Below are 15,153 nucleotides of genomic sequence, written 5' to 3'. Positions count from 1 at the left end.
GCTGAGTATGCGCAAGATCGGCGTTGGAATCATCGGCTTCGGCACGATAGGCGAGCGGATCGCGCGCCTCCTCGCGCAGCGCCCTGATTTCCAGGTCGTCGCTGCGTGGGACCCATCCGCCGAGGCGATTCAGCGCATCGAGGCGTTCGACAGGGCTTGCCGGCGGAGGACCGCCGCGGAGGTGGTCGCTGCTCCGGTTGAACTTATCTACATCGCCTCGCCGCCGGCGACCCACCTCGAGCACCTGCGCCTCGCCGCAGGGGCGGGCAAGGCGATCCTGTGCGAGAAGCCGCTCGCGGTCGACGTCGAAGCGGCGGCGGCGACCGTGGATCGGCTCGAGCGGGCCGGCGTGCGCGCCGCCGTCAACTTCGGCTTCGCCGTCTCGCCGCCGGTGCAGGCGCTCGGGGACGCGCTGCGCGCCGGGCGCATCGGCGAGGTGCGGCAGGCGCGCATCGACGCCTCGTTTCGCGCGTGGCCTCGACCGTGGCAGCCCGCCGGCGGCTGGCTCGCCGGCCGGCAGGAGGGCGGGTTTGTCCGCGAGGTGCTGTCGCATTTCGTGTTCCTGGCGCAGCGCCTGCTCGGGGCGCTGCGCGTCGAGCGCTCGCGCGTCGATTTCCCGGCGGACGGCGTCGGGTCGGAGACAGCGATTCAGGCCCGGTTGACCGCGGGGGCCATTCCCCTCGAGGTGAGCGCCTGCGTGGGTGGAGAAGAGGACGACTTCAACGCCTTCACCCTGATCGGCGAGCGTGGAGCGGGTCGCACCCACCACTGGTATAGCGCCGAGATCCAGGACGGCGCGAGCTGGGTCGATCTCTGCCCCGCGACGCCGGAGCAGGCCCTCGCGCGCAACCGGACGGCGCTGCTCGACCATCTCGCGGCGATGATGCGGGGCGGCTCGCACACCCTCGCCAGCTTGCGTGAAGCGCTCTCGGTCCAGAGCTGTATCGAGCGCCTCCTCGCTGGTGGAGCGACGGCCTTGTAATTCGACGTCGTCCGTCGCGATCAGTTTCCATCGGTCACTGTCAGTCTCCGTCAGTCTCCTTCAATTACCTTCAAATACAGTCATTCGCCGCCCGTTCAGCCAGCGGAACGGAGCTCGCTCAGGTCGCCCCGTGGAATGGACTTCACGTTAGCTCACGAGAGTGGACTCCCATGGCTGAAAAACTCTTGACGAAGGTCGCCTCGCTCCTGGGGACCCTTCGAGAAACGACCGTGCTCCCCCTCGAGTGCGATGGGGTCAAGCTCTTCGCCAAGATCGAGGGGCACAACCCGGTAGGGAGCTTGAAGGATCGTCCCGCGCTCTGGATCCTGCACCAGGCGATCAAGCGGGGTGAGATCCACGACAAGACCGTCCTCATCGAGTCCTCCTCGGGGAACTTCGCCGTCGCGCTCGCGTTCTACGCGCGCCAGCTCGGCCTCGAGTTCATCCCGGTGATCGATCCGAACACCACGGAGGCCTACGAGTCCCTCTTGCGAAGGCTCTGCCCGAGCGTCGTCAAGGTGACCGAGCCGGACGACATGGGCGGCTTCTTGAAGGCGCGGCTCCAGAAGCTCCGGGAGCTGCGAGAGAGCATCCACGATTCGTACTGGACCAACCAGTACGGCAACATGGACGCGGTCGGGGCCCACTACCGCTTCACGGGCGAGGAGATCTGCTCGGCCTTCTCCGAGCTTCACTACGTCTTCGTGGGCGTGAGCACAGGAGCGACGATCGCCGGTATTTCCCGGCGGGTGAAGGAGGCGTTCCCGAACGCGCGTATCATCGCCGTCGACGCGCAGGGCTCGGTCATCTTCGGGGGCGCTCCAGGGCCGCGCCACATCGCGGGCATCGGCGCCAGCGTCCGATCCAAGCTGGTCGACGAGGCGAAGATCGACGACGTCGTCCTCGTCTCCGAGGTCGAGACCGTGCGCGCCTGCCGCGAGCTCCTCACGCGGCACGGGCTGCTCGTCGGGGGCTCGTCCGGCTCGTGCTACGCCGCGGTGAAGAAGCTCCTCCCGAGGATGCGCTCCACGAGCCGCCCATCGGTGCTGTTCGTCTGCGCTGACCGCGGCATCTCGTACGCGGACACCATCTTCAATGACGCCTGGACGTCCAGGCTCGGCGCGTAGAGGGCACGCCCCGGAGGATCTGGTCCAAGGGGATCTCCTGGCGCGGCTCGTGACGAGCGAGGCAGAGCGGAGCCCGGGCGGCCGACCACCATCTTTCAACCCATGTCTCTGACCGGCGATCGCGCTGCCTCGGAGGAGCGACGCCAGGCTCGGGGCCAGCGTGAGACAACGGAGATCGCATCAGAATGGATTTCTCGATCATTACGGGCAAGGTGATCCACGAGATCATCCACGCCGACATCCCCGCCTGCGTGGAGCGCGTCAAGAGCGCCTACCTGATGCACGAGGACGGGCAGACCGTGAACCCGGACAGCTATTTCCTGCGGTTCCCGGAGCAGCCGAAGAATCGCATCATCGCGCTGCCCGCGTTCCTCGGGGGAGACGTCGGCGTCTCGGGCATCAAGTGGATCGCGAGCTACCCCGACAACATTCGCCGGGGGATCCCGCGGGCCTCGGCCGCGCTCCTCCTGAACAGCTACGAGACGGGCTACCCCTTCGCCTGCCTCGAGAGCTCCATCATCTCCGCCGCCCGCACGGCCGGCTCGGCGGCGCTGGCGGCCGAGTGGATGAACGGCGGCAAGCGCGCGGTGAACAGGCTGAGCATCATCGGCAACGGCCTCATCGCGAGGTACATTTACGACTTCCTCCTCGCGCTCGGCTGGGAGATCGGGTCGGTGCTGCTGCACGATCTAAATAAGGCGGAGTCGCAGCGGTTCGCGACCCAGGTGTGCAAGCCGGGTCGCCACGGCGCGATCGACTGCGTTTCAAGCGCCGAGGCCGCGATCACGGGCAGCGACCTCATCGTCCTCGCCACGGTCGCGGGCGAGCCCTACATCCTGGATCCGGCGCTGTTCTCGCACAACCCGCTGGTGCTCAACATCTCTCTCCGCGATCTCGCGCCGGAGATCCTGCTCGGGTCCTACAACATCGTGGATGACGTCGAGCACGTGATGAAGGCGAACACGTCGCCGCACCTCGCGGAGCGGCTGACCGGGGGCCGGAGCTTCGTGACCGGGACCCTCGCCCAGCTGATGCGGGGCGAGCGCCGGATCGGCCGCGACAAGCCGGCGATCTTCTCGCCCTTCGGGCTCGGGGTGCTCGATCTCGCGGTCGGCCGATGGGTCTACGACGTCGCGAGCGCGCGAGGCCAGCGCGTCGTGGTCGACGACTTCTTCTTCGAGATGGCGCGCTGAGGCAAGTGAACCGTGCGCGAACCGCGCGCCTCGCGCCTCGCGTGGCGCGTCGGTCCGGTGGCGACGGCGATCGGGAAGCTCGATGTCGGCGGCGTGAACATGCCGTCTGTAACAGAGGTAGCTTGTAGATGACGACGCTCGAACGAGAACCGCGGTACGCCACACTGATCGATCTGCTCGAGGCGCGGAGCGCCGAGACGTGCGGAGCCAGCTTCCGCGACGACAGCGGGAAGATCGTGGCTCGCATGAGCTACGCCGACCTCGCCCGCCGCGCCCGCCAGGTCGCCTCCGCGCTCCGCCAGGTCGCGGAGCCCGGAGAGCGGGCGATCCTGCTGTACGAGCCCGGGCTCGAGTACATCGTCGCCTTCTTCGGCTGCGTCTATGCGGGGCTCGTCGCCGTGCCGGCGTACCCGCCGGATCCGGCGCGCATCGAGCGGACGCTGCCGCGGCTCTGCGCCATCCTGAAGGACGCGCGGGCCGGGCTGGTGCTCTCCACGGGCGCGATCACGTCGATGGCCGTGCACCTGTTCGAGCGCGCGCCGGAGCTCGGCGCGGCGCGCTGGGTCGCGACCGACGAGCTGCCGGCCGAGGGCGAGGGCGCCTTTCGGCCGCCGGCGGTCGGCCCGGCGTCGCTCGCTTTCCTCCAGTACACGTCGGGATCCACGGGCACCCCGAAGGGGGTGATGCTGAGCCACCGCAACCTGCTGCACAACCTGGAGAGCATCTCACGGTGCTTCGGCGCGCACCGGGGCAGCACAGGGGTGATATGGCTGCCGCCCTACCACGACATGGGGCTCATCGGCGGCATCCTCGAGCCGCTGTACCACGGGTTCAACGTGGCGCTGATGTCCCCGCTGACGTTCCTGCGCCACCCGTTGCGGTGGCTGCAGGCCATCTCGGAGGAACGAGCCACCATCAGCGGCGGCCCGAACTTCGCCTTCGAGCTGTGTGTTCGCAAGAGCTCGCCCGAGGAGCGGCGCTCGCTCGATCTGCGCTCGTGGGAGGTCGCCTTCTGCGGCGCGGAGCCGGTGCGGCCGGAGACCCTCGATCGGTTCGCGGCGGCCTTCGGGCCGTGCGGGTTCAGGAGGACGGCCTTCTATCCCTGCTACGGGCTCGCGGAGGGGACGCTCATCGTCTCCGGCGGGGAAGCGGGCAGCGGCCCCATCGTTGGCGCCTCGAGCGCGGCGGCGCTGGAGCAGGGGCGCGCCGAGGAGGCGGCCGCCGGTGAGGCGGGGGCGCGGCGGCTCGTCGGCTGCGGCCGCTCGCTGCCGGACCAGGAGCTCGTGGTCGTGCACCCCGAGGCGCTCACCGCCTGCCCCGCTGGGCACGTCGGCGAGATCTGGCTCCGTGGTCCCAGCGTGGCCCAGGGCTACTGGGGTCGCGCCGAGGAGACGAAGGGCACCTTCCGCGCGCGGCTCGCGACCGGCGAGCCGGGCGAGTTCCTCCGCACGGGCGACCTGGGCTTCCTGAAGGACGGGGAGCTCTTCGTCACGGGGCGGCGCAAGGACCTGATCATCCTCCGCGGCCGAAACCACTACCCGCAGGACATCGAGCTCACCGTCGAGCAGAGCCACCCGGCGATCCGGTCGGGGTGCTCGGCGGCGTTCGCGGTGGAGGCCGACGGCGAGGAGCGGCTCGCCCTCGCGCTGGAGATCGACGTCCGGAAGGAGCGAGACCTGCGCGCGCGCCTCTCGGCCTGCGAGGCGGCGATCGGGGCGATCCGGGAGCGGCTGGCCATGGAGCACGACCTGCAGCCGTACGCGGTGGCGCTCCTCCCGCCGGGCAGCATTCCCAAGACCTCGAGCGGCAAGATCCAGCGACACGCGTGCCGCGCGGCGTTCCTCGGCGGAGAGCTCCAGACCGAGCTGCTCTGGCGCGCCGACGAGGTGAGGAGCGGCGCGCGCCTGGATGCGGACGCGAATGCCGCCGCGACGCCCGCGCTCCAGCCGGCGCCGCCGCGCGCGGCGCCCCGAGGCGATGCGGCGACCGTGGAGGAGCTGCGCTCGTGGCTCTGCGGTTACCTCGCGAGGGCGCTCGGCGGGCCCGCGGGCGGGCTCGATCCGGAGGCGCCGATCACCCGCTACGGCCTGGATTCGCTGCGCGCTGTCGAGCTGTCCTCGAGCCTCGAGCAGGAGCTCGGCGCGCCGGTGCCGCTCGACGTGCTCCTGCGGGGTCCGAGCCCGGACGCGCTCGCGCGGCACGTGGCCGCGCAGCGCGCGGCGGCGTCGCGGCCGGCGGGAGGGCTGGCGGCCGCGCTGACGCCCCGGAGAGCGCCGGGCCCGCTGCCGCTCGCGCCCGTGCAGCAGCGCCTGTGGTTCCTGGCGCAGCTCGATCCCGACAACCCCGTCTACAACATCCCTGTCGCCGTGGATCTCTCCGGCGAGCTCGACGTGGCGGCGCTGCAGCGCGCGCTCGACGCGATCGCGCGCCGCCACGAGCCGCTGCGCGCGAGCATCGAGGAGCGAGACGGGAAGCCGGTCCAGGTGATCGCGGCGGAGGGGGCGTTGCCGCTCGAGATCGTGGACCTGACGGGCCTGCCCCTGTCCGCCCGGGAGGTCGAGGCGCAGCGGCGGTCGCGCGAGGAGGCGCGGCGCCCGTTCCAGCTCACGCGCGGCCCGCTCGCGCGCGCCACGCTCCTGCGCATCGAGCCGCGGCGGCACGTGCTCCTCGTCGTGGCCCACCACCTCGTGGCGGACGGCTGGTCCTTCGGGGTCCTCGCCCGCGAGCTGTCGGCGCTTTACGGGGCCTTCTCGCGAGGGCTCCCGCCCGGGCTCGCGGATCTGCCGCTGGGGTACGCCGACTACGTCCTCTGGAAGCACGAGCGCCTCGACGGCGGCGCCGCCGCGGATCAGCTCACGCGCTGGGGGGCGCGGCTGGCCGGCGCGCCGGAGCTGCTCGAGCTGCCGACGGACCGCCCTCGACCCGCGGTGCAGACTTACCGGGGCGCGAGGTTGCCGGTGCGCTTCCCCCGCGCTCTCCGCGAGGCCCTGGAGGCGATCTGCCGGCAGGAGGGCGTCACCCCGTACATGGCGCTGCTCGCCGGCTTCGCGCTCTTGCTGGGGCGCTGCTCGGGCCAGGACGACGTGTGCGTCGGCTCCGCCGTCGCCGGCCGCCCGCCGGAGCTGAGCGGGCTGTTCGGCATGTTCACGAACACCGTCGTCCTGCGGGTCGATCTGTCCCGCGCCCGGACCTTCCGGGAGCTGCTCTCGCAGGTGCGCGACGTCGCGGTCGACGCCTATGCGGACCAGGACGTTCCCTTCGAGCGGGTCGTCGAGCACCTGCGGCCGGCGCGCAGCCAGAGCTTCTCGCCGCTGTTCCAGGCGATGTTGATCTTGCTCCCGGACCGGGAGGTCGATCTCCCGGCGCTGCCGGGGCTCACGGCGCGCCCGGTGGAGATCGATCCGGGCACCTCGATGGTGGACCTCACCCTCTCCCTGAGGAGCGGCGAGGACGGGTTCGAGGGCTACTTCGAGTACAGCGCCGATCTCTTCGACGGCGCGTCGATCGCCCGGATGGCCTCGCGCCTCGGCGCGCTGCTGCTGTCGGCGGCGTCGAGCCCCGATCGCCGCCTGTCCGAGGCCACCGTGATGGACGAGGACGAGCTGCGGCTCGTCACGTCGGGCTGGAACGCGACGCGTGCGGCGTGGACCGACGCGTGCATTCATGAGCAGTTCAGCGCTCAGGTCCGCCGGACACCGGACGCGACCGCGTGCGTCTTCGAGGGCGAGGAGATCACGTACCGCGAGCTCGACGCGCGGGCGGGCGCGCTCGCGGGCGAGCTGCGATCGCTCGGCGTCGGGCCCGAGGTGATCGTGGGCCTGTGCGCGGAGCGGTCGATCGACATGCTCGTGGGGCTGCTCGGCATCCTGAAGGCGGGCGGCGCTTACCTGCCGCTCGATCCCTCGTACCCCTCGGACCGCATCGGCTACATGCTCGACGACGCCGGCGCGCCGGTTGTCGTGACCGAAGAGCACCTCACGACGCGGCTCGCGGGCTCGAAGGCGCGCGCGGTGATGCTCGGCAGGGGCCAGGGCCGACCGGAGACGGGCGCGCCGCCCGCGGCCGGCGCGCGCCCGGCCAACGCCGCGTACGTCATCTACACGTCGGGCTCGACGGGGAAGCCCAAGGGCGTCGTCGTGCCCCACCGGAGCGTCGCGAACTTCTTCAGCGCGATGGATCGAGCGCTCGGGCCAGTCGCCCCCGTCGCTCCGGGCGCGCGCTGGCTCGCGGTCACGAGCATCTCCTTCGATATCTCCGTGCTGGAGCTCCTGTGGACGCTCACACGCGGCCTGACGGTGATCCTCCAGGGCGAGCAGCGGCGCCGGGCGCCGCGGCGGCAGGTGAAGGGCCGCCCCGGCGCGCGCCGGCCGCTCGGCTTCAGCCTTTTCTACTTCGCCGATGACGCCGACCAGGGCGGCGGCGACCGGTATCGGCTCCTCTGGGAAGGTGCCAAGTTCGCGGACCGCCACGGCTTCATGGCCGTGTGGACGCCCGAGCGCCACTTCCACGCGTTCGGCGGTCTGTACCCCAATCCATCGGTCGTCGGCGCAGCGATAGCGGCCATGACGGAGCGGGTCGCGATCCGCGCCGGCAGCGTCGTCCTCCCGCTGCACCACCCGGTCAGGATCGCGGAGGAGTGGGCGCTCCTCGACAACATCTCGCGCGGCCGCGTCGGCGTCTCCTTCGCGTCAGGCTGGCACGCGCGCGACTTCGTCCTGGCCCCGGAGCGGTACGCCGACCGGAAGCGGATCATGCTGGAAGGCATCGACGCCGTCCGCAGGCTCTGGCGCGGCGAGCGGCTGACGTTCCCGGACGGCGCGGGGACACCGACGGAGATCCAGATCCGGCCCCAGCCGGTGCAGCGCGAGCTGCCCGTCTGGCTGACGGCGGCGGGCAACCCGGAGACCTTCGAGGCCGCGGGCCGGGGCGGGATGAACATCCTCACGCACCTGCTCGGCCAGAGCATCGATGATCTCGCGGAGCGGATCGCTATCTACCGCGAGGCGCGCCGCCGCGCGGGGCACGAGGGCGAGGGGCACGTCACGCTCATGCTGCACACCTTCGTCGAGCGGGACGCCGATCTGGTGCGCGCCCGGATCAGCGCGCCGTTCCGCAGCTACCTGCGCAGCTCGGCCGATCTGATGCGGGGGCTCGGCCGCAGCCTGGGCATCGATCTGGACGGCGCCGTCCGCGAGGAGGACCTGGACCTGCTCGTCTCCCACGCCTTCGACAGGTACGTCGAGACGAGCGGCCTGTTCGGGACGCCGAGCGACTGCCTGGAGCGGGTCGCCCAGCTCAAGGAGATCGGGGTCGACGAGATCGGCTGCCTCATCGACTTCGGCGTCGAACCCGACGCCGTGCTCGCGAGCCTGCCGTACCTCGACGAGCTGAAGCGCCTGAGCGAGCGAGAGGACCGGCGGAGCCTGGAGGACACCTCGGCGCCGCGGCAGATCGAGCGTCATCAGGTGGATTACCTCCAGTGCACGCCGTCGCTGCTGCGCGGCATGATGCTGGAGCCCTCGGCGGCAGCTGCCCTGTCCAGCCTGCGCGCGCTGCTCCTCGGCGGTGAGCCGCTGCCTTTCGATCTCGTCGAGGAGATCCGCAAGACGTTCCCTGGCGCGCTGCTCAACATGTACGGCCCCACGGAGACGACGATCTGGTCCTCCACGCACCTCGTCGAGCGGGCGGCCGGAACGGGGTGGGCGTCCATCGGGCGGCCCATCGACAACACAGCGCTTTACGTCTGCGATCGCCACCTCCAGCTGGTGCCTGTCGGCGTGCAGGGGGAGCTGTACATCGGCGGCGAGGGCGTCACGCGAGGTTACCTGTCACGCCCGGCGCTGACCGCGGAGCGGTTCCTGCCGGATCCTTTCTCCGGCGACGCGGGGGCGCGCATGTACCGGACGGGGGACCGGGTGCGGTGGCTGCCGGACGGCACCGTCGAGTTCCTCGGCCGCACGGATCATCAGGTCAAGCTGCGGGGCTTCCGCATCGAGCTCGGCGAGATCGAGGCGATGCTCGCGCAGCACGAGGCGGTCGCGCTCGCGGTGGTCTCGGTCCGCGAGGACACCCCCGGGGACCGGCGGCTCGTGGCCTATGTCGTGCCGGCGCCGGAGCGGTCCGTGGACGAGGCGGAGCTCAAGCGCTTCGTGCGCGATCGGCTGCCGGACTACATGGTCCCGTCGGTCGTCGTGGCGCTGAGCTCGCTCCCGCTCACGGCGAACGGCAAGATCGATCGCAAGGCGCTCCCGCGGCCCTCGGGGGAGCACGCGATGGCCAGCTCGACCTTCGTCGCGCCGCGCACCGAGGTCGAGGGCCGCGTCGCGCAGATCTGGGCCGAGGCGCTCGGCGTTCCCGGGGTGGGCGTCGAGGACGACTTCTTCGCGCTCGGCGGGCACTCGCTCCTCGCGACCCAGGTGGTGGCCCGGCTGAGGAGCGCCTTCGGCGTCGATCTGCCGCTCGGGCTCATCTTCCAGTCGCCCACCGTGGCGGCGATCGCCCGGCACATTGAGGCGAGCGCCGGCGCCGCCGAGCTCCTGCCGCTCCGGCGCGTCGAGCGAGCGGGGCCGCTGCCGCTCTCGCTCGCGCAGGAGCGCATGTGGTTCCTGCACCAGCTGAGCCCCGAGAGCGTCGCGCAGAACGTGGCGTGGAGCGTGCGGTTCTCGTCGGCCATCGACCCGGCCGCCCTCGAGCGGAGCGTGACCGAGCTGTCGAGGCGGCACGAGATCCTGCGCACGAGCTTCCCGAGCGTCGACGGGCGGCCGGTCCAGCGCATCGCCCCGCCGGCGAAGGTCCCGGTACCGGTCACCGATCTGCGGGGCCTGCGGCCGGACGCGCGGTTGGACGCGGCCCGCGAGCGGCACCTCCGGCTGGCGCTCGAGCCGTTCGATCTCGACGAGGGGCCGCTCCTGCGCGTCGAGCTGCTGCGCCTCCGCGACGCCGAGGACGTGCTGGTCGTGGCGCTCCACCACATCATCACCGACGGCTGGTCGCTCGGGGTGCTCGCCCGCGAGATCACGGCGCTCTACGAGGCGTTCTCCAGCGGCCGGCCCTCTCCCCTGCCCGAGCTGCCGATCCAGTACGCCGACTTCGCCGTGTGCCAGCGGCAGTGGCTGAGCGAGGAGTCGCTCGCGGCGCAGCTCTCCTACTGGAAACAGGCGCTCGCCGGCGTCCCCGCCGTGCTCGAGCTGCCGTCGGACCGCCCGCGGCCGCCGGTGCTGAGCTACCGCGGCGGGCGGCACGCGATCCGCATCTCCGCCGCGATGACCGAGGCGCTCAAGGCGCTCAGCCGGCGCGAGGCGGTGACGCTGTTCATGACGCTCCTCGCGGCCTTCCAGGTCCTGCTCCACCGCTATTCGGGGCAGCAGGACATCGTCGTGGGCTCCCCCGTGGCCGGGCGGAGCAGGCAGGAGCTCGACGGGCTCATCGGCTTTTTCCTCAACACCGTCGCGCTGCGCGTGGACCTCTCCGGCGATCCGAGCTTCCTCGATCTGCTCAAGCGGGTGCACCGGACAGCGCTGGAGGCGTACGCGCATCAAGATCTGCCGTTCGACAAGCTGGTGGAGGAGCTGAACCCGGCGCGGAGCCGCGCCCATGCCCCCCTCTTCCAGGTGATGTTCATCCTGCAGGATCCCACCGGCGCCTCGCGGGCCGAGGCGCTGGAGACCGAGGAGGTCTTCACCGGAACGGCGATGTTCGACCTGACCCTGGCGCTGACGGAGGCAGAGCAGCAGCTCGGGGGGCACATCGAGTACAACGCCGATCTCTTCGATCCGCCCACGATCGCCCGGATGGCGGCGCACCTCGAGCAGCTGCTCGAGGGGATCGTGCGCGACCCGACCCGCCCGATCTCGTCGCTGCCGCTCCTGCCCGCCGACGAGCGGCGGACCCTCCTCGACGACTGGACCCGCACCGAGATGCCGTTCCCCGAGGAGGAGTGCTTCACGACGCTCTTCGAGGCCCAGGTGGAGCGGACGCCAGGCGCGATCGCCGCGGTGGGCGAGGGTGGCGCCTCGCTGACCTACCGGGCCCTCGACGAGCGCGCGGACGCCCTCGCCCGCGCGCTCGTGCGCCACGGCGCGGGGCCGGACGAGGTGATCGCGCTGCTCGCGGAGCGCGGCCTCGACTTCCTCGGCGGCATGATCGGCGTGTGGAAGGCCGGGAGCGCCTACCTGCCGCTCGATCCGTTCCACCCGCCTCACAGGATCGCCCAGGTGCTGGAGAGCAGCGGCGCGCGGCGCGTGCTCGTCTCAGGGCCGCTCGAGGCCGCGCTGCGGCGCGCCCTCGAGGGAATGGCGGCCGCGCCGCAGGTCATTCCCCTCGAGGACGCGCTCACGCCGGGCGCCGAGATAGCGCGCGCTCCGCTGCCGCACGCTCGCCCGTCGAACCTCGCCTATGTCATCTACACGTCGGGCTCGACGGGAGCGCCCAAGGGGGCGATGGTCGAGCACCGCGGCATGCTCAACCACCTCTTCGCGAAGGTGCAAGATCTCGAGCTCACCGCGGAGGACTGCGTCGCGGAGACCGCCTCTCAGTGCTTCGACATCTCGGTCTGGCAGTTCCTCGTCGCGCTCCTCCTCGGGGGTCGCGTTCACATCCTGGGAGAGGAGGTCGTCCGGGATCCCGCCCGGCTGCTCGCCGCGATCGAGGAGCATGGCCTCTCGATCGTGGAGCTGGTCCCTTCCATGCTTCGCGCGGTGCTGGCGGAGGCGCGATCGATGGCGCGCGCGCCGCAGCTTTCGGGGCTCCGGTGGATGGTGGCCACCGGAGAGGCGCTGCCGCCGGAGCTGTGCGCGCAGTGGATCGAGGCCTATCCCGCGGTGCCGCTCCTCAATGCCTACGGCCCCACCGAGTGCTCCGACGACGTGACGCATCACCGCGTGCGGGAGGTGCCCACCGCAGCGCACGTCCCCATCGGGCGCTCGGTCGCGAACATGCGCCTCTACCTCCTCGATCGGCGGGGTCAGCCCGCGCCGATCGGGGTTCCGGGCGAGCTGTTCGTGGGCGGTGTCGGCGTGGGGCGCGGCTACCTGCGGGATCCCCGGCGCACGGCCGACGTGTTCCTGCCCGATCCGTTCTCCCCCCTGCCCGGGGCCCGCATGTACAAGACCGGCGACCTCGCGCGGTACCTGCCGAGCGGTGAGCTCCAGTTCCTCGGCCGGCTGGACCACCAGGTCAAGGTGAGGGGTTTCAGGATCGAGCTTGCCGAGATCGAGTCGGCGCTCAAGCGGCATCCCGGCGTGGCCGAGGCGGTCGTCGTGGCCAGGGAAGACCGGCCAGGGGACAAGCAGCTCGTGGCGTACGTGGTGCCGGCCGCCGGCTCGCCGGGCTCCGCCGCCCTGCTGAAGGAGCACGCAAGGGAGCTCCTGCCCGAGTACATGGTGCCCGCCTTCGTCGTGCTGCTCGACGCGCTGCCGCTCAACGCGAACGGCAAGGTCGATCGCAAGGCGCTCCCGGCGCCCGATCGGAGCGGCGCGGCGGAGAGCTTCGTCGCGCCGAGAGACGCGCTGGAGCGAGATCTCGCGGCGATCTGGGCCGCGGTGCTGGGCGCGGAGCGCGTGGGCGTCCGAGACGACTTCTTCGATCTCGGCGGCCACTCGCTCCTGGCCGTGCGGCTCATGGCGGAGATCCAGGCGCGCACCGGCCAGCGGCTGCCGCTCGCGGCGCTGTTCCAGGGGGGGACGGTGGAGCGCCTCGCCGCGCTCCTCCGGGATGAGGGGCGCCTCGAACCGAGCTCGCCGCTCGTGACGATCACGCCCGGCGCCGAGCGGCGGCCGTTCTTCTGCGTCCACCCCGTCGGGGGCAACGTCCTGTGCTACCGCGAGCTCGCGCGGCAGCTCGGCGCGGAGCAGCCGTTCTACGGGCTGCAGTCCCCGGGGCTGGACGGGGCCCAGGCGCCGCCGGCCAGCGTGGAGGAGATGGCGGCGCTCTACGTGAGCGCGGTGCGGTCGGTGCAGCCGTCGGGGCCCTACCTGCTCGGCGGCTGGTCGATGGGAGGCGTCGTCGCGTTCGAGATGGCGCGGCAGCTCGAGCGCAGCGAGCAGCGCGTGGAGGTGCTCGCGCTCATCGACGCGCAGGTCGAGGGCGTCCGGCCCGGGGCGCCGCCTGCGGACACGGATCACCTCCTTCACGCCCTGTTCGACCACGATCTGGCCCGCGTCGCCGGCGGCAGCCCGCCCCCCGAGGAGGCGCTGCCGGCGCTGCGCCGTGTCTTCATGAGCAACATGAAGGCGCTCTATGGGTATGACCCCGGACCGTACGGCGGGACTATCACGGTCTTCCAGGCCATCGACGGGCGGGCGTCATCGCCGGACGCGGTGGACGCCTGGCGGCGGCTGGCGCCCTCGGGCGTCGAGGTCGAGCGCGTGCGGGGCGACCACTATTCGATCCTGCAGGCGCCCGGCGTCGAGCCTGTCGCCCGGAAGCTCCGCGCGCTCATCGAGCGGGCCCGGCGCGAGGCGCCCTGAGCGGGCCGGCGCCGGGCATGGACCGGCCCCACGCCGGCCCCGCGCGGCTCTTCGCGGCGCTCGGGTGCAACGAAAGGAACGCCATCGGTGAGATTGACGACGACCATCTGCACATCCCTCGACGCCGTGGACGACGCGGAGCTCGACGACGTCACGGCGGAAGCCGACGTGTTCCTCGATCGCCGCTGGCTGCGGATGCTCGACACGCTGGATCTGGCGCCGCTCGTCCGGGGGGAGCTGTCCTTGCGTTATGTCCTGGTGCGCGAGGGGACCCGCCTCATCGCCGTTTGCCCGTTCCTCGTCACGCGCAGTCGCTCGATCTACTATCATTATTCGCTGGAGAAGTTCTTCTTCGTCTCCTGGCAGGACGAGCTCGTCAGGATGAACCCAGAGAGCGCGCGCTGGAGCCAGTGGGTCGTCCGGGCGGTCAACGCCTACCGGGCGTTCGCGCGGGCGGCCCGCTCGGGGATCGACGGGTGGGTGCTCGCCGCGAGCCCGCTCAGCTACCGTGGGGGCATCGCCGTGGCGCCCGTCGATCCGGCGGCGGTGCAGGAGGCGCACCGCGCGGTGCTCGACGCGCTCAAGGAGGAGGCGCAGAGAGAGCGGCTGCCGCTCTGCTTCTATGGCGTCGACGCCGAGCGCGCCGAGCTCAGGAGATCGCTGCGTGGGAGCGGGTTCGACGAGGTCTTCCTGGTTTATGACAACCGGCTGGACACCGAGCTCAAGGCCTTCGACGACTACCTCGCGCGCTTCCGGAGCAAGGAGCGAAAGTCCTTCAGGCGCGACATGAGGATGGTCGGCGAGGCCGGCGTCCAGTTCACCGTGACGCCGGATTTCGGCTCCCTAGGCGGCGATTTCGAGCGCCTCTACGAGACGACGTACTCGAAATACGGCGAGGAGCACTTCCGTCATCCGGAATCGTTCTGGGCTCGGCTCGAGCGCCACCTCGGCCCGAGGGCGGAGGCGATCGTGGCGCGCAACGGCTCCACCGTCGTCGGCTTCGCGTCGATCCTCCACAAGGGGGACGACCTCTGGGTCTACCGCATAGGCCGCACCGACGATCAGGGGCAGGACGACTCGCCGCTGTATTTCAGCCTCGTCTTCTACGAGCCGATCAAGCGCGCCGTGGCGCTCGGCGCCAAACGGATATGGCTCAGCGGCGGCACGTGGAAGACGAAGCGACGCCGCGGCGCGGTGGGTCACCCCCTGTACAGCTACATGTGGTTCCCGTCCTCGTGGTCACGAGCGCTCCTCATGCCGTACCTGTCCCTGTTCTCGCAGATAAGTCATGCCGAGATGACCAAGGTCGTCGCCCCGCCGAGCACCCCGGAGACGGGATCCCCGGAGGCTTCCGGCGACGCGTGAGACACGCGCGGCGTCGCCCG

Annotated in this window: 5 protein-coding genes; all 5 read left to right on the top strand. The window is 71.4% G+C overall.

Annotated elements, in window-relative coordinates:
* Nucleotides 1–7 precede the first annotated feature (7 nt).
* Nucleotides 8–982, top strand: coding sequence for a Gfo/Idh/MocA family protein (locus tag WMF34_RS12385; RefSeq protein ID WP_437993423.1), 975 nt, complete (start codon nt 8–10; stop codon nt 980–982).
* A gap of 170 nt (nt 983–1,152) precedes the next feature.
* Nucleotides 1,153–2,109 (top strand): 2,3-diaminopropionate biosynthesis protein SbnA, encoded by a 957-nt coding sequence (gene sbnA, locus WMF34_RS12380; protein ID WP_012235021.1) that lies wholly within the window; start codon nt 1,153–1,155, stop codon nt 2,107–2,109.
* Between the two features lie 185 nt (nt 2,110–2,294).
* Nucleotides 2,295–3,302 (top strand): 2,3-diaminopropionate biosynthesis protein SbnB, encoded by a 1,008-nt coding sequence (sbnB, locus tag WMF34_RS12375; protein WP_437993422.1) that lies wholly within the window; start codon nt 2,295–2,297, stop codon nt 3,300–3,302.
* A gap of 128 nt (nt 3,303–3,430) precedes the next feature.
* Complete coding sequence (locus WMF34_RS12370) at nt 3,431–13,768, top strand: amino acid adenylation domain-containing protein (RefSeq protein WP_437993421.1); 10,338 nt, start codon at nt 3,431–3,433, stop codon at nt 13,766–13,768.
* An 87-nt stretch (nt 13,769–13,855) separates the two neighbouring features.
* On the top strand, nt 13,856–15,133 hold the full coding sequence (locus WMF34_RS12365) for a peptidogalycan biosysnthesis protein (protein WP_012235018.1): 1,278 nt from the start codon (nt 13,856–13,858) through the stop codon (nt 15,131–15,133).
* Nucleotides 15,134–15,153 lie beyond the last annotated feature (20 nt).

The organism is Sorangium sp. So ce145 (genome assembly GCF_051525985.1).
GTDB classification, from domain to species: domain Bacteria; phylum Myxococcota_A; class Polyangia; order Polyangiales; family Polyangiaceae; genus Sorangium; species Sorangium cellulosum_B.
The sequence above is the reverse complement of the archived record's forward strand: the minus strand, read 5'-3'. Positions and strand labels throughout refer to the sequence as shown.